The organism is Streptomyces pallidus (ex Mingjun et al. 2026), assembly GCF_051550185.1.
GTDB lineage: Bacteria > Actinomycetota > Actinomycetes > Streptomycetales > Streptomycetaceae > Streptomyces.
This window is the reverse complement of the sequence record NZ_CP196181.1, coordinates 7,427,635-7,448,476: the sequence shown is the minus strand read 5'-3', so window position 1 is coordinate 7,448,476 and position 20,842 is coordinate 7,427,635. Positions and strand designations below refer to the sequence as shown.

Annotated in this window: 20 protein-coding genes and 2 pseudogenes; 8 read left to right on the top strand and 14 right to left on the bottom strand. The window is 73.3% G+C overall.

Annotation, left to right across the window (positions count from 1 at the left end):
* Window positions 1–80: 80 nt before the first annotated feature.
* Window positions 81–725, top strand: coding sequence for a GAP family protein (locus tag ACSHWO_RS33265; RefSeq protein WP_438319329.1), 645 nt, complete (start codon window positions 81–83; stop codon window positions 723–725).
* 61 nt (window positions 726–786) lie between these two features.
* Window positions 787–1,671 carry a hypothetical protein gene (locus ACSHWO_RS33260; protein ID WP_438318098.1) on the top strand — a complete coding sequence of 295 codons (885 nt, stop codon included), beginning with the start codon at window positions 787–789 and terminating at the stop codon, window positions 1,669–1,671.
* Between the two features lie 27 nt (window positions 1,672–1,698).
* Here ACSHWO_RS33260 and ACSHWO_RS33255 read toward each other — a convergent pair whose 3' ends face one another.
* Window positions 1,699–4,686, bottom strand: coding sequence for a trypsin-like peptidase domain-containing protein (locus ACSHWO_RS33255; protein WP_438318095.1), 2,988 nt, complete (start codon window positions 4,684–4,686; stop codon window positions 1,699–1,701).
* Between the two features lie 7 nt (window positions 4,687–4,693).
* Window positions 4,694–5,005 carry a trypco2 family protein gene (locus tag ACSHWO_RS33250; RefSeq protein WP_361101844.1) on the bottom strand — a complete coding sequence of 104 codons (312 nt, stop codon included), beginning with the start codon at window positions 5,003–5,005 and terminating at the stop codon, window positions 4,694–4,696.
* Between ACSHWO_RS33250 and ACSHWO_RS33245 the strand changes: the two are divergent.
* Window positions 4,919–5,368, top strand: a pseudogene (locus ACSHWO_RS33245) (ADP-ribosylglycohydrolase family protein); the annotation flags it as partial. The gene ACSHWO_RS33250 and the pseudogene ACSHWO_RS33245 sit on opposite strands and share 87 nt — an antisense overlap.
* A gap of 62 nt (window positions 5,369–5,430) precedes the next feature.
* Here the strand turns inward: ACSHWO_RS33245 and ACSHWO_RS33240 are convergent.
* The 6 genes from ACSHWO_RS33240 to ACSHWO_RS33215 form a co-directional block, all read right to left on the bottom strand.
* On the bottom strand, window positions 5,431–6,045 hold the full coding sequence (locus ACSHWO_RS33240; RefSeq protein WP_438318092.1) for a TIGR03086 family metal-binding protein: 615 nt from the start codon (window positions 6,043–6,045) through the stop codon (window positions 5,431–5,433).
* A 202-nt stretch (window positions 6,046–6,247) separates the two neighbouring features.
* Window positions 6,248–6,607 carry a hypothetical protein gene (locus ACSHWO_RS33235; RefSeq protein ID WP_438318089.1) on the bottom strand — a complete coding sequence of 120 codons (360 nt, stop codon included), beginning with the start codon at window positions 6,605–6,607 and terminating at the stop codon, window positions 6,248–6,250.
* A 365-nt stretch (window positions 6,608–6,972) separates the two neighbouring features.
* Window positions 6,973–7,377: a transglycosylase SLT domain-containing protein gene (locus tag ACSHWO_RS33230; protein ID WP_361083557.1), complete on the bottom strand. Its 405-nt coding sequence runs from the start codon at window positions 7,375–7,377 to the stop codon at window positions 6,973–6,975.
* Window positions 7,378–7,760: 383 nt separating this feature from the next.
* Window positions 7,761–8,627 carry an NmrA family NAD(P)-binding protein gene (locus ACSHWO_RS33225; RefSeq protein ID WP_438318086.1) on the bottom strand — a complete coding sequence of 289 codons (867 nt, stop codon included), beginning with the start codon at window positions 8,625–8,627 and terminating at the stop codon, window positions 7,761–7,763.
* Window positions 8,624–9,112 carry a hypothetical protein gene (locus ACSHWO_RS33220; protein WP_438318083.1) on the bottom strand — a complete coding sequence of 163 codons (489 nt, stop codon included), beginning with the start codon at window positions 9,110–9,112 and terminating at the stop codon, window positions 8,624–8,626. The genes ACSHWO_RS33225 and ACSHWO_RS33220 overlap by 4 nt, the downstream gene beginning before the upstream one ends.
* Before the next feature lie 141 nt (window positions 9,113–9,253).
* Window positions 9,254–9,778: a MarR family winged helix-turn-helix transcriptional regulator gene (locus ACSHWO_RS33215; protein WP_438318080.1), complete on the bottom strand. Its 525-nt coding sequence runs from the start codon at window positions 9,776–9,778 to the stop codon at window positions 9,254–9,256.
* A 149-nt stretch (window positions 9,779–9,927) separates the two neighbouring features.
* On the opposite strand from ACSHWO_RS33215, the gene ACSHWO_RS33210 reads away from it, so the two are divergent.
* The 3 genes and pseudogenes from ACSHWO_RS33210 (at window position 9,928) to ACSHWO_RS33200 (ending at window position 12,536) form a co-directional block, all read left to right on the top strand.
* Entirely contained in the window at window positions 9,928–10,179 is a 252-nt protein-coding gene (locus ACSHWO_RS33210; RefSeq protein WP_361099373.1) for a type II toxin-antitoxin system RelE family toxin, read from the top strand.
* Window positions 10,180–10,297: 118 nt separating this feature from the next.
* On the top strand, window positions 10,298–10,627 hold the full coding sequence (locus tag ACSHWO_RS33205; protein WP_385848279.1) for a hypothetical protein: 330 nt from the start codon (window positions 10,298–10,300) through the stop codon (window positions 10,625–10,627).
* 474 nt (window positions 10,628–11,101) lie between these two features.
* Window positions 11,102–12,536: pseudogene (locus tag ACSHWO_RS33200) on the top strand (SDR family NAD(P)-dependent oxidoreductase).
* A gap of 38 nt (window positions 12,537–12,574) precedes the next feature.
* Here the strand turns inward: ACSHWO_RS33200 and ACSHWO_RS33195 are convergent.
* The 5 genes from ACSHWO_RS33195 to ACSHWO_RS33175 all read right to left on the bottom strand — a co-directional run bounded on the left by ACSHWO_RS33195 (window position 12,575) and on the right by ACSHWO_RS33175 (window position 17,236).
* Complete coding sequence (locus ACSHWO_RS33195; protein WP_438318077.1) at window positions 12,575–13,786, bottom strand: alpha/beta hydrolase family protein; 1,212 nt, start codon at window positions 13,784–13,786, stop codon at window positions 12,575–12,577.
* Window positions 13,787–13,868: 82 nt separating this feature from the next.
* A complete protein-coding gene (locus ACSHWO_RS33190) occupies window positions 13,869–14,516 on the bottom strand; it encodes a hypothetical protein (RefSeq protein ID WP_438318074.1) in 648 nt (215 codons plus the stop codon).
* A complete protein-coding gene (locus ACSHWO_RS33185) occupies window positions 14,513–16,102 on the bottom strand; it encodes a hypothetical protein (RefSeq protein ID WP_438318071.1) in 1,590 nt (529 codons plus the stop codon). The genes ACSHWO_RS33190 and ACSHWO_RS33185 overlap by 4 nt, the downstream gene beginning before the upstream one ends.
* A 377-nt stretch (window positions 16,103–16,479) precedes the next feature.
* Window positions 16,480–17,088, bottom strand: coding sequence for a hypothetical protein (locus ACSHWO_RS33180; protein ID WP_438318068.1), 609 nt, complete (start codon window positions 17,086–17,088; stop codon window positions 16,480–16,482).
* A complete protein-coding gene (locus ACSHWO_RS33175) occupies window positions 17,081–17,236 on the bottom strand; it encodes a hypothetical protein (RefSeq protein WP_438318065.1) in 156 nt (51 codons plus the stop codon). Before ACSHWO_RS33175 ends, ACSHWO_RS33180 begins: the two co-directional genes overlap by 8 nt.
* A gap of 180 nt (window positions 17,237–17,416) precedes the next feature.
* Between ACSHWO_RS33175 and ACSHWO_RS33170 the strand changes: the two genes are divergently transcribed.
* On the top strand, window positions 17,417–18,457 hold the full coding sequence (locus tag ACSHWO_RS33170) for a vWA domain-containing protein (RefSeq protein WP_438319328.1): 1,041 nt from the start codon (window positions 17,417–17,419) through the stop codon (window positions 18,455–18,457).
* A 90-nt stretch (window positions 18,458–18,547) separates the two neighbouring features.
* Window positions 18,548–19,600, top strand: a complete 1,053-nt coding sequence (locus ACSHWO_RS33165; RefSeq protein ID WP_438318062.1) for a hypothetical protein — start codon at window positions 18,548–18,550, stop codon at window positions 19,598–19,600.
* Here ACSHWO_RS33165 and ACSHWO_RS33160 read toward each other — a convergent pair.
* Complete coding sequence (locus tag ACSHWO_RS33160) at window positions 19,573–20,805, bottom strand: SGNH/GDSL hydrolase family protein (protein WP_438318059.1); 1,233 nt, start codon at window positions 20,803–20,805, stop codon at window positions 19,573–19,575. The two genes, ACSHWO_RS33165 and ACSHWO_RS33160, sit on opposite strands and share 28 nt — an antisense overlap.
* Between the last annotated feature and the right edge of the window lie 37 nt (window positions 20,806–20,842).

The window sequence follows — 20,842 nt, the reverse complement described above, 5'->3', positions numbered from 1 at the left end:
CGCTGCCCGCCGGGCCCGTCCGCGCAACACGCCCGCCCGGGGACGCCGGGCGGCCCTGACCTCCGGGAGCGGCTGTGCCGATGGTCGTCGACCTGGTCGTGATCGGCACGGCCATCACCTTCGGGCCCCTGCACAACAGCGCCTTCATCCTGCTGCTCGCGTCGCGCCGCGGTGTGCGCAAGGGCCTCGCCTTCCTGCTGTCCTGGCTGGCCAACCTGGTCGCGGTGATCGCCTGCGTGGTGCTGCTGACCGGCGGGAAACCGCCCCTCCACCACACCAGCCCGTCGACCGCCGCGGTCGCTGCCAAGCTGGCCATCGGCGTCGGCCTGGTGCTCTTCGGAAGCTACCGGCTCCGGCAGCCGCCGCGCCCGTACCGGCCGCCGAGCTGGACGGGCCGCATCGACAAGGCCTCCCTCGGCACCGCCGCCGCACTCGCCTGGCTGCTCCAGCCGTGGGCCCTGGTCGCTGCCGGCGCCGCCACGGTCGTCGACGCCGACCTCTCCTCCCTCTCCGACTGGCTCGCCCTGACCGGCTACTGCCTGCTCGCCACGCTCAGCCTCCTGATCATGGAGATGTACACCGTCTGGGCCCCGGACACCGCCCAGGCCCGGCTGAGCGCGCTGCGGACCTGGCTCGAACACCACCAGGAGCAGCTGATCGTCACCCTCTCGCTGCTGGCCGGGCTCTGGCTGACCGCCAGCAGCATCTACGCGCTGGTCGCCTGACGACCCACCGGTCAGCTTCGCTACCGGGCCGGCGACCTGCCCGATTGTAGGATCGGCGCCCGTGACAGAAACGATCGATTACGGACGCTTCCACATATGGCTGGACCAGGCACGCGAAGCGGGAGCGATGGACCCCGGCGCGCGATGGGACCTGCTGCGCCGATTCCAGGAGGAGTGGGGGTACGAGCCCGCCGGTGACGGGTGCCCGCCGGAGGACCTCCCGGACGAGTACACGTCGTACGTCGCCCGCCGTGAGGCCGAGGCCTCGACCGGACCGACCGGCGACGATCCGCAGGACGACGAACCGCGGGACGTGGACCCCTCGCTCGCGATACCCGCAGCGCTGGCGCAGTGGTGGGACCTGCCGTTCAACTCGTTCACGGACCGGTCGGACGCGTACGAGACCAACCCGATCTGGCCGCCCACCGTCCGGCCCGACCCCACCGGCTACGGTGTCGCGGGCGGACTGTCCGACGACAACCCGTTCGTCGGCCCGGGCGAGGACCTGCGCATGTGCGTGTTCATGGCCGAGAACCAGTTCTGCAACGAGTGGGGCTACCCCGCGGCCCGCGCCCACCTCGCCGACCCGCAGGTCCTGGTCTCCGGGGTGGACGAGGACGGCAGGGAGACCTGGGTGCTCCAGAGCCGTTCGGTCTCCGAGTTCCTCCTCCAGCTCGCCGTCACCCGGCTGCCCGCCGCATACGGGTGGATCGTCGAGCAGGGCACGGTCGACCCCGAGGTGGTGGCCCGGCTGCACGCCTCCCTCCAGCCCATGGGGTTCCTCCCGTGGCGTGAGGTGGGCTCCCACACCGAGTACTTCGGTGGGCCCGACGTGATCGTCGGGTACAACACCGGTCAAGGCGACTGCGAGCTCGTCGCCTGCGCCCGCACCGAGACGGCGCTCGACCGGCTGGCCGAAACGCTCGGTCTCGACTGGGAGGAGTGATCCGCGGGGCGGAGGCCCCCGCCCGGCTCAGGCCGTGGCGCGCAGGGTCTGCGCCTCCTCGGTGAGCCAGGCGGGGCGGACCATCTCGACGTTGCGGCCGACGCCTCGCGCCGACCGGACGAGCGCGTCGGCCGCCGTCCCCGGGTCCGCTGCGGCCCGCGCCCGGGCGGCTTCCGCCAGTGCTTCGCCCGCCGCGGCCTCCGTGGCACCGGCGCGCTGCAGGGAGGCCGCTGCGCGCTCCGCGGTCTGCGCCGCCTGCTCGAACCGGCCCTCCGACCACTGCGTCCACGCCAGGTTGTAGAGGCAGACGCCCTCGGTGCGCGGGTTCTCCATGGTGGACGCCGCGCGGAACGCCTCTTCCAGCGATGCGGTGGCTTCGGCCGGCCGGCCGAGGGCGAGCTGGGCCACACCCTTGGCGTTCAGCGCGTAGTCGGTGGCCTCCTGCACCCCCGCGATCTCGTAGGCGCGTACGCACCGGTCGCCGGCCGCGATGGTCTCCTCCCATCGGCCCATGGTGAGCAGCGCCGTGAAACGGGCGTTCCACGCGCGGGCCTCGGTGAGCGGGTCCTGCGCGGCGCTGGCGATCGCGGCGAGCCGGTCCGCTCCGGCCAGGGCCTGCTGCCCGTTGCCGGTGGTGCTGTGCGCAAGGCTGAGGCTCAGCACGGCGTGGGCCTCCGCTTCGGTGTCGCCGTTGTCGCGGGCCAGGTCGGCCGCCCGCGCCAGTGCGTCCACCGCGTCGTCGAGGCGGCCCAGTTGGCGGTGTGCGTCACCCAGGCCGAACACCGCGTCCTGGAGGGCCTTGCGGTCGTCGAGGCGTTCCGCGAGCTCGGTGGCCTCGGTGAACAGTTCGACCGCGTGCGCGAGCGGCCCGCCGCTCAGCCGAGCGTGTCCGTAGCCGATGAGATGGGCGAGGTGTGCCGTGTCGTCGGTCAATTTTCCCTCCAGTGTCCGGTGCATCGAGATAGCGGCCAGTGCGGAGCCGTGCCGGCACATCCAGGGCCCGATGGCCCCGAGGACCAGCGCGGCCTCGTTCGCGTCCCCGGCACGCATGCGGTGTTCGAACTCGCGGCGGTGGGTCTGTACGTCGTCCAGGCTGCGCCAGGCCCCTCGCGGCAGGCCGTGGTGTGCGTACCAGTCGGCCGCCCGCCGTTCCAGCGTGCTGCGGCCCAGCGGGCCGTCCGGCGGCAGGGCGGCGTACGCCAGGTCGGCGTCCAGCGGATGCACGGCGTACGTGCGTGTGGCCCGGTCTGCGGAGACCATGCGGATCCGCAGCAGCCGGGACAGGACGCGCGGGACGTCGAGGGCGGGGTCCAGCCCGGCCGCGATCCATTCGACCGCTTGTCGCGGCACGGGGGTCCGCAGTACGGCGAGGACGTTCACCAGTGTGCGGGCGTCGTGGCCGAGCCGCCGGTACCGGTCCTGGGCGAGGCCGTCGACGACGTGGCCGCGCAGCGCGAAGTCCTCCAGCACCTCCTGCAGGGTGGGCAGTTCCAGGAGGTCGTCGGCCATCGCGCCGACCAGTAGCTCCAGCGCGCGGGGCACGCCGTGGACGCGGACCGCCGCTCCCAGCAGCTGTTCGTCGGACAGCTGCGCCAGGCCCAGGGTCCCGTCCAGGTCGAGTTCGCGCAGCAGGGCGACGGAGTCGGCCGTCGGCAGCCCCTCGGTGAGTTCGACTTCGGCGGCGAAGCGGCGCAGTTCGGGCGGGAGTTGCAGCGGTATCTGGGACGTGACCAGCAGGCGGGGGGCGTTCCGGGCCCGGAAGAGGCAGTCGAAGAACACCTCCAGTCCTTCGTCGTCGAGCGCGCCGTCGTCCAGGAGCCGGTCCTCCAGGTTGTCGACCAGGACGACGAAGAGCTCGTCGCCGATCGCGGCGAACAGCTCCCCGATCTTGTCGCGTACGGGCCGGTTGGCGGCCCACACGTCCCGTAGCCGTGCTTCGCGGTCGGGGTCCAGCGCGCGGGCGCAGTCGAAGTAGAGGCGTTCGAGGGAGACCCCGGACGTACGGGTGCTCAGGTTGACGATCGCCGCGGGAAGCGGAGCGCGGGCGCGGCCCGGCCATTCGCCCTGTTCGAGCATGGCCACGACCTTGGCTGCGAGGGCGCTCTTGCCCATGCCGCGTCGCCCGGTGACGGTCACCATGCGGATCGCCGGGTCGGCGAGGTGGCGGCCTGTCAGGGCGCGCACCTCGTCGCGGTCCTTGAACAGCTCCAGCCCGTGGGCGACGGGAAGCCCGATGACCCTGACGGTCTTCGCGGGGGCCGGGCCGGTCGGCCCGTCGTCAGCGGCGGGGAGGGCAGGCAGCGGAGGCTGGGCCGTCACGTCGGGCAGGGCCAGCGGGTCCGAGATCGCCAGCAGCCGTGCCAGGCGCCCCCGTACGGGCTCGTCGAGCCGGCGCAGGGTGTGGTCGACACGGGCGGCCGTCAGCCGGCCCAGTCCCTCCCACCGGTGGTGTTCGGCCACCACTCCGACGATCCGCGATCCGGCCCAGAGCGCGGCGCCCGACATGCCCGACCAGGGCGACACCTGCGGGTCGGGGTCGGCGGCCGCCACCGGGACGGTGACCTCCAGCGTTCCCGTCCTGAGGTTCGACAGGGCGGCGACCGTGCCGTCCGCCTGGTGCAGTTCGCGGAACTGCCTGCCGTCGGGGCCTCGGCGGCGTTTCCACAGCGGGAAACCGGCCGCGTGGACGTCGATGACGGCATGGTGTTCGTCGGCTATCCGACCGAACGGCGCGGGGTCGACGTCAGGTGCTCCGGGCGGCGGCGTGAACTCCAGCAGGGCCACGTCCATCGTGGCGTCCGACCACAGCAGCCGCGCCGACGCGGCCCACTGGCCCGGCCGGTCGGCGTCGAAGCGCACCCGGACCTCGGACGCGCCCCGGACGACGTGCAAGGCCGTCAGCACGGCCGTGCCGGCGACCCGGTATCCCGATCCCCGGCGGCCGCCGCCCGCGGCGACGGCGACGATGACCTCGGCGATGCGGTGGGGGTCCAGGCCGCTCCCGCTCCTCACCACTGCCGCGTCAGTCCTCACCGGCCAGTTCACTGCCGGAGATCAGGGCCGGCTGGTCGGGGAGTTCGCCGCTCACGGGCTGGAGCGTCAGCGTGAGCCGCTGCGTGACCGTCGCGGACCGCTTGGCGCTCGCGCCCGCGTCGAACACCCAGAACCGGACCTTGACGCCGGGCTCGTTCGTGCGCTCCACGCCCACGGTCAGCTCCAGCTCCACCCGCTCCGCCTTGAACCGCAGATCGGATTCGGCTCCGGCTGTCATGGCACGGCTCAGCTCCTCGCGAAGCTGCGCGATCATGTCTGCCAATTCGACGGCGTCGTTCACCGGCAGTGGCCCCCCAACGGTTCTCGGTCCCAACTACGTTCTGCTGCAACCGACATCATCGCGCATCGCCGCCGCGCACCGGCACTCGGCGTCGTCGGCACCGGCCAGGACCCTGTGCGGCACGCAGCGTCCGTCCTCGGCTCGGGCTACCGGATGTCGGCTCCGGACACCGTCCCGTTCGCCCTGTGGTGCGCCGCGGGCTGGATGGACGACCTGCCCGAGGCCCTGTGGCAGACCGTCGGCGGCTGGGGCGACCGGGACACCACCTGCGCGATCGCCGGCGGGGTCGTCGCCGCCCGCACCGGGACCGACGGGATCCCGGCCGCCTGGCGCGCGGTCCGCGAGGATGTCCCCGCGTGGAGCCGACGGGCCTGGGGCGCACGCGACGCGCGGCCCCGCCTGCGCCGCACGCAGGCGCGCACGGGTCAGGGCGACGTCGGCGGCGTCGTCGGCGTCCAGCCCGGATCCCGTCCACTCAGCCCGACGGCCCGGTCCAGCAGCGGCGCGTCGTCCGGCACGGGCACCACGGCTCCGAAGACGCCCCCGCCGCGGCTTTCGTCCTCGGCGGCCGCCAGCAGGAACGCGTGCGCCGCGCTCAGCGCGGCCCCGTCGGGCGCGTAGGCCTGGCCGACGGTCCGGGCGAGGTCCCAGCCGTGGATCACCAGTTCGTCGGCGGCCACGGCACCCGCGATGTCGCCGGGCAGGTCCACGCCGCCCGCGCGGGTCATGCCCGTCCAGGCGGCCGGGTCCGTCCATGCTTCGGCCATTTCGGTGAGGACCCGGGGCAGTTCCTCGCGCCAGTCGTCGGGCAGAGCGGGCACGGCCGCCGGGTCGGGGGCCGTGTCGGTCGTGGGCCCCAGGTGCTTGCGGCCCGCGTCGCGGAAGGCGACGGCGAGATGGGCGATGTGGCTCAGCAGGCCGCCCAGCGTGTACCCCGGGCAGGGCGTCGGGTCGGCGAGCCGGTGGTCCGGGATTCCCGCCGCGAGTCGGGCCACGACCAGGGCTTGCGGTCGTAGGTCGAGGGTCGCCGTGTCGGTCATACGCAGCTCCATCCGGGACGATGGATTCGAAGGGTAGACCGGCGACGGGGTCCGTACTCATCGCCACACGGACGTGGGCTCCATCCGGCCTCCGCCGCCGCGCCCGGCGGTTGAGGCGGTCGAGGCGTAGCGCGGTAGTGCCTCCGCTGGTGCGCTCGACCGGCGGAGGCACTCCCGCGCAGGTTCCGGGTAGCGGCAGCGATCAGCAGTTGATGTAGCTCATGGCCACCCGGGTGAAGGACTGGCCGGAGGGGGCGGAGATGCTGACGGGCGAAGAGTCGCCCTTCGGACCGGCCCAGTCGCTGTCCCGCCAGCCGCCACCGGACAGGTAGCCGCGTACGAACGGACAACGGCCGTCCGCCTTGGTGTCGTGCACCGTGCCGGAGACGTGGGTGTTGTTGTTGCACCACTTGCCGTTGGCGTAGCCCTCGCCCGAGCTGACCGACCAGTTGGCGGTGCAGCCCTGGGCGCCGGTGCTGCCGGCACTGGCGGACGGGGCGGTCACGGCAAGCGCGGCGACGGCCAGTGCAGCGGCGGCGAGAACGCGCGGCATGTGCCTCATCACAAGACCTCCGTGGAGTCGCAGGGGCCGCCCGTCGACCCCTTGACGGGCAGCCAACGTAGTCGTGGTCCCGTCGTCGTGAGCGTCTCCGCGGGGATCTCCTGCCGCGCTCCCGGCACATTGACTCAGATGCATGACGGACCTCCCGCTCCCCCGGGCGGTGCCTCCCCAGGTTGCCGGACCCTCCCCGCGCGGAAGCGAGCCGTCCGCCGCGGTGGCCGCGGATCCGCGCGCTGGCGCGATGGTGCCGCGAGCAGCCCGGGACCGCCCTGGACGCGGGACCGGTGGCCGGATACGCCGGGACGCCCGTCCGGGAGGATCCGGCCGAGCGTCGTGGCGTGTCGTGTCTGCAGCTGGTGACCGGCTTAGTACCAGTGGTTGGCCTGCCAGAAGTTCCAGGCCTGGACCGGGGAGCCGTAGCGGGAGTTCATGTAGTCCAGACCCCACTTGATCTGCGTGGCCGGGTTGGTCTTCCAGTCGGCACCGGCGGAGGCCATCTTCGACGCCGGCAGGGCCTGGACCAGGCCGTACGCGCCCGAGGAGGCGTTCGTGGCGGTGTGGTTCCAGCCGCTTTCATGGGAGACGATCTTGTCGAAGGCCGCGAACTGCGCCGGGTCCTTGATCATCTGCTGGGCGATCGCCTTGGCGCTCGTCGGGGCCGCCTGGGCGGGAACCGTGGCGAGCATGGAACCGGCGACACCCAGGGCGACGACGGAACCCGCGAGGGTCTTCTTGGAAGCGGCGATGCGGCGGATGACGGAGCGGGACACGGAAAGCCTTCCGTAGGGGACAAGGACGGTCGCGGCATGCCGGGGACATGCGTGAGCCACTCACGCGAGGGAGAGGGGTTCGTCCCGGCGGGGGGCTGTGCGCCCCGGCCGCCTCGGCGACGCATCCAGTTCTACAGACGCGTCGCCGACGCGGCAACGACCCCGCCTACTAGGCGCCCTCGCAGACGGGGAGGGACGGCCCGCCGGCGGCCCTGGAACCATCCGGGCAGGTGGCGAGTGCGGCCGTGGCGCGGTTCCGGCGCGCCGGGGCGCTACTAGCCCGGCTCGTATGTGATGTGGGCCCTATGGGACGAGTCACCCCGTACGCGCCGGAACCTTGCGGACTGTCACCACTCGTACCTGTTTCTCCGGCCGCCCGGCGGTCAGCGGAACCGGTGCAGGTTCTCGCCGAGGAAGGCCTCCAGGGTGCGCGGGGCGCGCCCGGCGAGGTGGAGGAAGGTGTCGTCCGGTGCCTCCTCGCGGGCCACCGCGAGCTGCTGGATCTCCACCACGTGGGTGGCCAGCCAGTCCGGCATGCCGGCCCGGGCGACCAGGTGCGCGTGCAGCTCGGAGGGACTGAGGTCGAGGTACCGGATCGGCCGGCCGAGCAGTTCGCCCAGCAGGGCGGTGAGCTCCGGGTGGCTGTAGGCCCGGCCGCCGGTGAGCGGGTACGTGCCGCCCGCCAGCTCCGGGCGGGTGAGGACCGCGGCCGCGGCGTCCCCGATGTCGCGGACGTCCACGTAGTTGCACCGCGCCCGGCCCGTCGCGCCGTGCACCACGCCGGCGGCGGCGATGCCGGGCGCCAGGAGCAGCAGCTTCTGCATGAAGGCGTACGGCCGCAGGATGGTGCTGGTGACGCCGGAGGACCGCAGCCGTTCCTCGACCAGATGGTGGCCGCGGGAGACGGCGACCGGGGAGTCCGGCTCGGCGGCGGGCGCGGAGACCTTGACGATGTGCCCCACCCCGCAGTCGACGGCCGCCTCGATCGCGTTCAGCTCGTACCGGACCTGGTGCGGGCCGTTGGCCATGGTGAGAAAGAGCTGGTGTGCGCCACGGAAGGCCGCCCGCAGGGACTGCGGGTCGGCGGCGTCGGCCGCGAGGGGCGCGGTCCGGGCGAGCGTGTGCGCGTCGAGTGCGGCGGCCAGGCGGGCGGGGTCGCGGCTCAGGGAGCGGCTCGGCGCGCCGAGGGCGGCGAGGCTGCGCAGGGTGGCGCTGCCGGTGGCGCCACCGGCGCCCATGACGACGATCACGATGTCTGCCTTTCGGGTCGGGGTGGGGCGGGGAGCCGGAGCTCCGGTGCGCGTGTCGGGCGGCTGCCGCGCCAGCGCCAGGTGGTGACGGTGGCCGCGATGGCCGAGGAGACCGCCAGGTCGACCGGCAGCCGGCGCGGCCACGGGCTGCCGGAGAGGTCCGGGAGCTGCGGCAGCCAGCGGGCGGCGGCCAGGCCGACGGCAAGGCCGACCGCCGCCGCGGCCAGCCCCAGGGCGGCGGCGGCGAGCGGGCGTGGGGTCCGGGCTGCCCGGGGACGGGCGGGCCGGCGCCGCAACGTGGCGCCGAGGAGGGCGGCCACGAGGGCGGACGTACCGCCGATGGTGGTGAGCGCCGCCGTTGCCAGCTGCGGCTGCCGGGTGACCGCTCCGGCGACACCCGCCGTGACGGCGGGCATGGCGTAGGCGACCAGGACTTCGCGCCACAGGACGAAGGGCGGGGGTGCGCCGGGAATCTTCTTGCTCATGGGTTGCCCTCTCTAGGTCTTTGATTAGTCACCTAACTATCTATGCTTAGGTGCCTAACTATTGAGGCTGAAGGGAGGCGGGCCGCCGGCGGCCCGCCCGAGCGGGGTCAGTCAGCCCCGCGATCCTCCCGCGTCCTGCGGTCAGTCCTGGGTGAGTGCGTCGACGCCCGCAACCACCCGGGCCAACAGGTCGAGGAAGGTGGTGCGCTCCTCGGGCGAGAGCCCGCCGACCAGTGCCTGCATCCGGGTGAAGTGCTCCGGCGCCAGGTCGCGCAGCTTGTCGGCGCCGCGCGCGGTGAGGATCACCACGTTGCCGCGCCCGTCGTCGACCGACGGGCGGCGGGCCACCAGGCCCTCCCGCTCCAGGCCGTCGACGAGGCCCGTCACGGTAGCCCGCGAGACACCGAGGCTCGCCGCGAGCTGGGAAGGCGACTTCTCGCCGCCATGGTCCTCAAGGTCGGCCAGTAGCCGGTAGCGGCCGGTGGAGAGGCCGAACCGGCCGAAGTGCACCTCCCCGGCCTGGCCTATCCGGGCGCCGGCCGCCATCAGCCGCGCCGCGACCAGGACCGCCTGCGGATCGGCCACGAGGCCGTAGCGGGCGATCTGACGGCGGGCCTGATCGAGGGTGGGGGCGCCGAGTTCGGCGTCGGGACGCTGGGTAGTCACGAAAAATAATATGGCACCTAACCAGTCTTCGGGTCAAGCCCTGTCGGATCCCCTCCCGCCGGCAGGCATACGGGCACGGAACCGGGGGAAGGGGATCCGGGACGGCGCCCGGCCACCGACCGGAGCACGGTGGGACGAAGGAAACGGCGATGGTGTACGCGATCGTCTGGGACGAGGCCGTCGTCGACACGGCGACGCGCTTCCTCGGCGACGATCCCGAAGGACTGCGCCAGCTCCTGCGGTCCGTGGACCTGCTCGCCGCCCGCCCGCGCCCGCACGGCACCGTCGCGTACGGCTCTCCCGACCTGCGGCGCACGCACGTGGGCCGCTACCGGATCCTGTACGAGATCACTGACGCGGCCGCGACCATAGTCCTCCGGCACATCGGCCGCACCGCCTGACCCCACCGGACACGACCCGGGTCCCCGGCTCGCCCACCCCGGACGCGTGTCCCACACTGGTACGGGCACGCCCGTCCTGCGGCCGTGCCGTCGGAGCCGGGTGGGCGGGAGGCAGGCCATGGTCATCAGTCACCACATCACCGAAGACACCTTGCACGTGGAGATCCCCCACGAGCTGGACGTCACCAACCGGTCCGCAGCCGCCTTCCAGATCGAGGCCCTCGTCCACGCGCACAACCCGCGGCAGGTCACGATCCACCTGCCGACGAGCGCCCCCTCCCCCATGACGTTCAGCGCCCTGGCCCGCGCCCACCGCATGTGCCAGAGCCTGGGTATCGCCTTCACCGCGACGGGGCCCGGCGGCCGGACGAGCCTGATGCCCGTCGACGCCACCGCCGGCACCGTCCGCCCCCGGCGGCTGGAGCACGGCACCCGGCACGACCACTGACCCCGCCGCGAAAACCGCTGTTCGGGCACCGAAGTACGGTGATAGACAGCCGGGGTGAGAAGCACTCCGGAGCTCTTCGCTCTGCTGCGGCCGATCGGCGACGGGTCAACCGCCTTCCGCACCGCGACATCCCGCGCGCCCGGCCCCGACGCGCAGGTGCCGACCCGCCCCGAGTGGACGCTGTGCGATCTGGCGGACACGTGGACGCGGCCGACACCTCCGGCGTTCCGGTGGACTCCCAGAAGCTCAACGGCGACCGTCGTGTCTTCGACCGGCTCCCGGCCTGGGACCCGGACGAGGAGGACGTGGCGGCGCGCCACCCGGTGCGCCCCCGACTCCCCGGTCCGCCCGGGTGCAGCACCCTGTCCCGCAGCACGGGCGGTCACCGATCCGCCCGTACCCCACATGTGCGAGTTTCTGGTAGGGAATTCTGTGCAGTCAGCTGTTCCGACGACTCCCGCCGCAGGTACGCCGATGGACAGCGGTCTCATACAGACCTGCCTGGAACTGCTGCACCAGGCGCAACAACTCCCCGCGGACGACGCCCAGCGCCGACTCCTGGAACGGGCAGCCGGCGCCTTCGTCCGCGACGGCCGCCACCGGCGCCGCGCTCAGACACGTGCGAACCGGGCTGCGGCCGACGCGAAACTGCTCGCCACCGCCGCCACCGGCGCCCCCGACCGCACCATGGACGCCGCGCTGCCCACCCACAGCCCCACCCCCGCCCGGCAGGGCCTGACCACTCGGGAGCTGCTGAACCGCCCACAACGCTGCTACGTCTGCAAGAACCACTACCGGCAGGTCCACCACTTCTACCACCGGCTGTGCCCCCCGTGCGCGGACGAGAACTTCACCCGGCGCACGGCCCGCACCGATCTGACCGGCCGGCACGCGCTGCTGACCGGCGGACGCGTGAAGATCGGCTACCAGGCGGCGCTGATGCTGCTGCGGGACGGGGCCGAGCTCACCGTGACCACCCGTTTCCCCCGCGACGCAGTACGCCGCTTCGCAGCAGCACCCGGCGCCTCCGACTGGTGGCACCGGCTCCACGTCGCCGCCCTGGACCTGCGTGATCCGCGGCAGGTCCTGGCCCTCACCGACCACCTGCTCGCGCAGGGCCGCCCCCTGGACGTCCTGGTCGACAACGCGGCCCGGACCCTGCGCCGCTCGCCCCGGGCCTACAGCGCACTCGTCGCCGCCGAGACCACCGACCGGGCCCCGCTCCCCACGGCTCAGGTCTGGACCGCTCCGGGATTCCTCGGCCCCGGCCCCCGCACGGCACCCCGGCCGTGGACCACGGAACTCACTCCCCGGCCCCCGACGCACCCCACCGCGGCCGGCTCCGCAGACCCGGCTGCCGCGGCGGCGGCCGCCCTGCCGCCGCACGACGCCGTCGACGAGGCGGGCCTGTTTGACCGAGACGTCCGCCACCAACTCCTGGACGCTGCGGTCGGGCCAGGTCGACCCCGTCGAACTGCTGGAAGTCCAGCTGGTCAACGCCGTCGCGCCGTTCCTGCTCGCAGACCGCCTGCTGCCGCTGCTCGACGCCTCCCCGCACCGGCACCGCTACCTGGTCAACGTCTCGGCCGTCGAGGGCCAGTTCACCGTCCGCAACAAGACCAGCGACCATCCGCACACCAACATGGCCAAGGCGGCCCTGAACATGCTCACGCGCACCAGCGCCGCCGATCTCGCCTCCCGAGGCATCCACACCTGCAGCGTCGACACCGGCTGGGTCACCGACGAGAAGCCCCTCCCCGCGCGGGAACGGCACGCCTCCACCGGATGGCGCCCGCCGCTGGACATCGTCGACGGCGCAGCCCGCATCTACCACCCCATCGTGCAGGGAGAGGCGGGTCCACCCCTCCGCGGCGTCCTCCTCAAGGACTACCGGCACGTGCCATGGTGACACCTCCCGGCCGGGCTCGCGCAGTGCGGGCAGCGGGGTTAGCCCGCGGCCTCCAGGCGCTCGTCGAGCCAGTCGAAGACCCGCTGCTCGAACAACGCCCGTCCCAGCGGCTCGCAGTGCAGGTCGGTGCCCTCGGCCGCCACGAACTCGACGAACCCCTTGTCGCCCGGCAGTGCCTCGTACAGCTCTCGCGCCTGGCCCGGCCAGAACTGCTCGCCTTCCGGCGAGGTGACCAGCAGCGGCACCGTGATCCGGTCCAGCACGCCGGCCAGGTCGTACCGGCCCACCTCGGTGAGCAGGTCGTACGGCGAGTCGATGCCGTACGGCTTGGCCCGCCAGCGCCAGTACGCCGCGAACCCCGGGTCCTCCGCGAGGCCTTCGCGCACCGCCGTGTCGAAGGCGTCCCGGTCGCCCGAGTCGTACAGGGCGCGCAGCTCCGGCGGGAAGTTGTGCCACCAGCTGTCCGCCACCCGGACCACGCCGGGGTCGGCGACTCCCGCCGCGATCCGGTGCTCGAAGGCCAGGGCCCGGGGCACCCAGTAGCCGGCCTGGCTGATGCCGGCCAGCACCAGCCGGTCCGTGGCCACGTCGGCGCGGGCCAGCAGGAAGTCCACCACCGGAGTGATCACGTGTTCCCAGTCCGGCCGGAACCGCATCCCGTGCTCGAACAGCATCGTCTGCTGTCCGGGGCCGTCGAACAGGAGCACGTTCCAGCCGCGTGCCACGGCCGGCGCGCCGAGCATCGTCCAGGCGGCGCTCACCGGCCCGTCGCTCCCGTTGTTCACGATCACGGTGGGCGCACCCGCGCCGCCGGCGCCCGAGCGCGGCGTGAAGAGGTAGCCGGGCAGGGCCGTGCCCTCGTACGGCACCGACACCCGCTCCGCCGCGGGATGCCATGCCGCGGCGAAGCGGTCGAAGCAGTCCCGGTGCTCCCGGAACACCGCCAGGAGCCGGCCCTCGTCGGCCAGCGCGTCCGCCGCGACCTGGGCCGTCCCGAAGTAGCCGGCCGCCCGCAACCAGGCGTCCCGTGCGCTCGTGGACCGGCCGGCGGCCGCCGCCAGCTCGCCGTCCGTCCGGACCCTGCGGCCCAGGTCGGTCCAGGTGTCGAACCACTTGCGGCCGTCCGCGTCGGCCAGGGCGGCGGCGGTCGCCAGCACTTCTCCCGGATCCGCCCCTCTCTGCCACGCTGCCCCGAGGAGCACCTTCACCTCGAAGTCGAACTGATCGTTGTCGCAGAACCGGTACGCCACGATGCCTCCCGGGATCCGAGTTCCACGGTAGGGGCGGGGCACGGGGGCCGCACCCGTACCACGGGGGCGCGCCGGTGAGGGACTACTGGTCGGGCCGGTCCAGGTCCGGGAACTCCATGCCGTCGGGGCCGAGTCCGGTGTTCTCGGCGTGCTCACGCATCCTCGCCCCGTACTCGGAGTGCTCGGCGAGCGAGGTGTAGGTGTCGAAGTCCAGGTCGAGGACCTCGGCGAGGTCGGCGAGGTAGACGTCGAGCCCGGGGTACATGACGGCGACGTACGGCAGGTCGTCGACGTCGGTGACCAGGACCGGGTACTCCCCCGTGGAGTCCGGCTCGCCCAGGTAGAGCAGGCGGCGCGAGTCGCTGCCGCCGACGAGTGGCAGGCACACCGCGGGCAGCAGCTCCTCGAAGTCGGCGAACATCCCGACCATGACGTCCCCGCAGCCGTACATCGACTCCGTCGTCGCGCCCAGGCCCCGGTCGCCGAAGACGGGTTCCCGCGGGTCGTCGTACCAGCCGACGTCGGACAGCCAGGAGCTGTCGAACGCCAGCCAGCGGCGCAGGCTCGGCGGCAGTGCCCTGCCGCCGGGCAGCCTCAGCCGGTCGATGGCCTCCGGTGCCAGCGGTACCGGTTCGCTGATGTCCGGCGCGTCCGACGTGGGCCAGCCGTGCTGCCTGACCTGCTCGATCACCCGGTCGACCAACGCTGCTCCGTGCATGTTCTCGTTCACGCGGAGCACTGTGTCACCCGGCGCCGACAACGCCGGGAGCGGCACCGCCGCGCCTTCCGAGCGGGCTTCCCCGCGTCGGCGTCCGGCTCCCCTCCGCGGCGGCGGTGAGCAGGGACACGGCCGGGGTCCGGATCGTGTCCCGGGTCATGGGAGAGCAGTCCCGCGCCCGCAGCCCGTGCAGACACAGCCGTTCCAGGGCTTCGGATCCGTGCGGCCCCGGCGGCCGGGGTGATCGTACGGGCTTCGAGGGCCGCTGCCGTCGGTGGCGCCGGCAGGTCGGCGAAGGCGGACAGGGCTTCGCCGCGTACGGGGTCGCGCTCGTTGACCAAGCGGCCGGCGGCCAGCGCGAGGACCTCCGCGACCTGCCCCGGATCACGGCTGTGGCCGGCTTTCTCGACCAGCCGGTCCCAGATCGTCCCGCGCTCGTCGGCGTCACCGGTACCGAGGGCGGCCAGGAGTTCGGGGCGGTCTTCGGCGGGTGGCAGCGGGCGAGCAGGCTCCAGAGTTCCCAGCCCGTGCGGCGTTCGGCGCGGAGCGCCTCGACCCCGGCACGGGTCCTGGCGTGCCGCTCGTCGGCCGGTAGCAGGGCGAGCACCCGGTCGTGCGCGGACACTCCTGCGTGCATCGCCGGCGGCGACGACGGCGTCGACGAAGCCGGGTCGGCGCCCCGGTGGCACCGACCGCAGCAGGACGCGGAAGGCGTCGCGGTGGAACCACCGGGCGCCGAGCCCGGGCGGGGACGGCGGATCAGCCGCCGCAAGCCGCCGCAGGACCGCCCGGCCGGGCGTCCGTTTCCCACCGCGCGGCCGTACGGCCGGGGGCGGCGAGCCAGGCCGTGACGCGCTCGGCGTCCACGGCGACGAGGTCGCCCAGCCGGTCGTGCACCGGACCGGGCAGGTCGTCGGGGCCGTACCGCTCCAGCAGGTCCAGCACGCGGCCCGCGCGGCGGGCAGGGCAGCGGCGATCCCGGTGGCGTGCCGCCGCCACCAGGGGTCGCGCAACCGCTCGGAGGGCCGGTCTCCGAGTTCGCGTTCCGCGTGGTCGAGGACCGCGAAGGGGTGACGGACGGCCAGCGTGCTCCAGTCCTCGAACGCGATGGCGGCGGCGAGTTCGGGCAGCAGTCGCGCGGTGAACTCCGTCGAGCAGCCCGGCAGCAGGCGGGCCGCGTCCCGGTCGCCGTACTCGGTGCGCGCCCGGAGCAGCATCCGCTCGGCGAGTGCGGACCGCCGCCCGTCGCGCAGCAGCCGTGCCAGGTCGGCGCGGACCACGGCGGGCGCGTCGTCGTACGCGGCCTCGACGGCGGCGTCGGGAACCGGCAGTCGCCGGGCGCCGTGCAGGGCGTACCGGCGGACCACCGGGTCACGGTCGGCGAGCCGGGCCGCTACGTGCTCGACCTCACCGGCGGTCATGGCCGCCAGCGCGGCGAGGCGGCGCTCGTAGGGGCCGAGCGCGTCCAGAGTGGTGGGCAGGGGCCGTAGTTCGCCTCGGGCGGCGAGCCGGCGGGCGGTGACGGCGGTGTACCTGAGCCGGGCGGAGTGCGACAGGGGGTCGAGGGCGGCGAGCAGCTCGTCGGCAGTGGAGATCACCGCGGGCATTGGGCCTGAGGGCACGCCCACAGCCCCAAACCGATTGTCGGACCGGCCGCCGCTCGCTGAACGCGGCGGACCGGCCCGGACCATCGCCCTGGTGAGGATCGCCCTGGTGGGGCCGAGTGCAGCGGTCAGTAGGCCGTAGGGGGATCAGCAGCGTTACCGCCCAGGCCGGGCTGAGCACAGCCGCTGGGGCAGACCCTGTCCCCATGGCCGGACGAGTGCGCATGCCGGCCCCACGCCCATCAGGGTGTCCTGCCAGCCTCACCACTCGCGTTTTTCCTCTCCCGCCCCAGCTCTCCCACCGGCTCCACAGCTGTCGCCGGCCGGTTCCACCCGGTCTCGGCCGACCCCCGACCCGGCCTCGCCGACCGCTACTTCAGCGTGAAGCCTCGGCGGACCAGGTGGAGGTCCGGGGCGTTCCCGGCCGGGGTCGTGCAGCGGGTGGCGACGGGCAGCGCCTCCTGGTTCTCCGGTATGCCGCTCCAGGCGATCCGGTGGCGCCCCTCGTCGTCACGGTGGAAGCCGAAGGCGACCTCCGGGTGCCAGTTCTCCGGGAAGTGCGGCCGGGTTCCTCCCGGCGGGACGGTGTACGTCACCGACTCGGCTGTGCCGGTGAGGACGGCGTCGCTCCCTCCCTTCAGGGTGAGGCAGTCGACGCTGACCTCGACCCGCACCGTGCCCTTCCACTTCCCGTTCTCGCGGAACGCGTGGGTGACGGTTGCGTGTCCCCAGGACTTCGCGGGGTCGGCCTGCGGGTCGCCCGGCCGGGGGACGGCGTGGGCATCGACGCTCATGGTGAGCGTCTCGTTCGGATCGGCGACGGGGCCGTGCGGGTCGAGCTGGGCCCAGCCGCGCAGGCTCGCGCTCGCGCGCACGGCGGAGTCCCGCGCCGCGGACGCCGGCGCAGCTGATGCGGCGGCGGCGGGAACCGCGACCACGACGGCGGTGGCCAGGGTGATGCCGGTGAGAAGCCTACGCATGGTCAGGACCTCGTCTTCTGGTGGTGGCGGGCCGGTTGCCGGCCCGCATGCGCTCGGCCCTCATCTGGTCGCGGAGGGGGTAGAGGGCCTGGATGCGCATCTCCTCCATCGCCGCCTGGGTCCACGCGTACGACCCCACGACCTGCATCACTGCTCCGCCCCCGTTCGCCGTGCCGTACGTGCAGGGTGCCACCGCGTGGAGATCCGAAAACCGCTCGGACGGGCCCGGATCCCGGCTCCCTCTCCGGGCTCGACGCGCAGTCCGCGGTCGATTGTCAGTGGTGGGTGCGAGGATCGAAGCATCGAATCGGAAAAAGGGGGAGCGGCCATGTCCGGAAACCAGAACTACATCAATCACGTTGCTCTTGTGCTGGATGCCAGTTCGTCGATGACGAAGCTGAGCCGCAAGGTCGTCGAAGTCGCCGACCAGCAAATCGCCTATTTGGCGCGCCGGTCGGAGGAACTGGACCAGGAAACCCGTGTCACGGTGTACGTCTTCGCGGACGAGGTGGAGTGCGTCATCTACGACAAGGACGTGCTGCGCATGCCGTCCTTGAAGCAGCTGTACCGGGTCGGCGGCATGACGGCCCTGCTGGCCGCCACGCTGAAGTCGCAGCAGGAGCTGGCGCAGACGGCCCAGCTGTACGGCGACCACAGCTTCCTGACGTTCGTGCTGACCGACGGGCAGGAGAACGCAAGTCACCGCTGCCCCGGCGCTCCTGCCAGGAGCCCGCGTGAACTCGTCCAGGCCGTGGCCCGGATGATCGAGACGCAGGAGGACAACTGGACGCTGGCCGTCCTGGTGCCGGACCAGATGGGCAAGCGCGAGGCGGTGCAGTGCGGCTTCCCGAAGGACAACGTGGCCATCTGGGACGCCACGAGCACGCAGGGTCTGGAGGAGGCCGGACAGGTCATCAGGGAGGCCACCGAGAAATTCATGGTGGGCCGCACCAAGGGAATCCGGGGATCTCGGGCGGTGTTCTCCACGGGGGCGGAAGCGGTCAACAAGGAGACCATCGAGGCGGCCGGTCTCACCCCGGCGAATCCGTCGGAATACCACCTCGTTCCGGTGACTCGCGACGCGGCCATCCGGGAATGGGTCATAGAGTCCGGACACACCTACCGCACGGGTTGCGCGTTCTATCAGCTGAGCAAGTCGGAGAAGGTCCAGGCGCGCAAGCAGATCGCCGTGCTGGAGAAGAAGACGGACCGGGTGTACACGGGCCCGCAGGCCCGGGCCCTGCTCGGGCTGCCCGACGCGGAAGTGCGCCTCAAGCCGGACCACAACGACGACTTCACGATCTTCGTGCAGAGCACCAGCGTGAACCGGAAGCTGGTGCCGCAGACGCGGCTGCTGCTCATGGTCTGACACCTCGCGGCCCGACCGGGCGAAATCCGGTGGACCGGCCGGCGGGAGTCCCGGAAGATCGCCGAGGTACTGGCGGGAGAGGGAGCTCGTTTGGACGTGTTCACGTGCGCCGGGTGCGGCGCGGAGCTGACGGCGCCGCTCTCCCGGGTCGCCCTCCCCGTCCACACCCACCACGGGGGATGGGAGGAACTGCATCCCCCGCTGATGGAACCGGGGACGTATGCCGTCGACCCCCAACCCTCGGGACCGCCCTGGCGGTTGTGGGACGAGATCGGAGAGGCCGGGGCGGCCGGCCAGGGGGTGTACGCGCCCGTGTACTCCGTGTCCTTCGGGGCGCGGGACAGGATCGTCATCGCGCCCGGCGACTCCCGCGGCATGGCGCTGGTCCTCGACAAGTGCGAGGGCTACTGCCGGGGCGTCGACGGCCGGGCCGGTCCCAACCTGGCGTGCGTGGCCTGCGGTCGGGCGGTGGCGACCCGCATGGACGACTGCGGGCTCTGGCAGACGGTGTGGCTGGAGCCCGACGCGGTCCACCGCCTCCCGTCCGGCCTCCCGGCGGGCCCACCACCGGACTGGGCGGACCTGGAGCACCCGGAGCACCGCGTCCCGCCCGTCGACCCCGACGGGTGGTGGAGCCGTCGCTGGGAGGCGGCGGTCGGAGTGGCGCTGGCCCACCTCGTGGCAGTCTCCGAGGGCTGTCCGGTGCGCCTTCCGGCGGGTCCCGTCGCCGAGTTGCTCGGCGCCGCCGTGTCCCGGTACCTCCCGGCCGGGCCGGCGGCCAAGTCCGTGGGGCTCGCCGGCCCGGGGGTCCCCGCGCCCCGGCCGCGTCCCGACGTCCTCCTCGTCCCGCGCCACCCGCTGACGGGCGAGCCGTGGCGGCCGCCCGGCGACGAGGAGGCGGTGGTGGTGCCGCTGGACAGCGGGGTCTGGGCGTACCTCGTCCACCCCGGGGAAACCTCACCGCTGCCGGCGACCGGGAGGCTGCCGGAAGGTGTCCTGCGCGACGACTACGCGTCGGCGCCCGGGCCCTGGTACCCGTTGCTCCCCCACCACCGCGCCTTCACGGACACCCTCGTCCGGATGCCCGCCATGCGCAGCCCCCGGCTGCGCGCGTACTACGAACAGGGCCCAGGACCCCACTGAGCCACCGGCGAGTGCAGGTGGGGGTCGGCGGGCCGTTCGAGCGGGGCGCCGGTGGTGAAGGCGTGCCGGGCGAAGCGTTCGCCCATGAGGCGGTGGGTCGCGGCGTCCGGATGGAGGTTGTCGGGCAGTGGCATGGCGGCCGCGTCCGACGGTCCGTACAGTTCGCGCCCGTCGAGGTGGTACAGGTGCGGGTCGTCGGCACGGCGCTCGCGGACGATGCGGGCCAGCTCGTCCCGGATGACGGTAAGGGTCAGTTTTCCGCCCGCCACCTCACTCGGGTCGCCCGTGGCCCGGAACTTCAGCTGCCCGGTGGCGAGGGAGTCCGGATCGACCGCGCCGGGGCCCGGGGTGTCCTCGTGCACGGGACACAGGATCGGCGAGACGACGAGCAGAGGTGCCGTCGGGTGGCCTTCGCGGACCGTGTCGAGGAAACCGTGCACGGCCGGGCCGAAGGCCCGCAGCCTCATCAGGTCGAGGTTGACCACGTTGATCCCGAGCTTGAGGCTGATCAGGTCGGCGGGGGTGTCGCGGATCGTGCGGGCCGTGAACGGGTCGAGCAGGGCGCTGCCGCCAAGGCCCAGATTCAGCAGTTCGACGCCGCCGAGCGAGGCGGCGAGGGCGGGCCAGGTGGTGCTGGGGCTCGCGGCGTTGGAGCCGTGGCTGATCGAACTGCCGTGGTGCAGCCAGACGGGGCGGCCGCGGAGGGGCAGCGACTCGACGGGGGCGTCGGTGCGCAGCGCGACGAGTTCGGTGGTCTCGTCGTGGGGCAGCCAGATCTCGACGTCCTTCGCCCCGGTGGGCAGGCCGGTGAAGCGGACGGTCGCCGGTGGGCCCGGGCGGTACTCGGTGCTCCAGTCCGTCATGTCGACGGCGAGGGTGTTGCCGCCGTCTGCGCTGCCCTGCGCGGTGAGGCGGCCGTCGACCAGCAGGTCGTACACGCCGTCCGGGCGGGGCGGGGCACCGGCGTAGACACGTTTGGTGGGTACGGTCTCGAGCTCGACCGCAGTGGCCCGGGTGCGGAATGCGACCCGTACGCCGGACGGCTGGGCCTCGGCCATGGCGAGTTGTCCGTCGGCGCACTGGGCCCGGGCCCGGGCGGGCAGCCGGTGCGGCAGCAGTCCCTGCGCGGTGCGCTCCAGCTCGATGGCGCCGCGCACCAGGGAGTCGGTGAGCGGGGTGGTGATCCAGTGTGCGGCCGGGGACACGAGCGGACTCCTGTGGCTTGGTGCGGGTGTGCGTGTG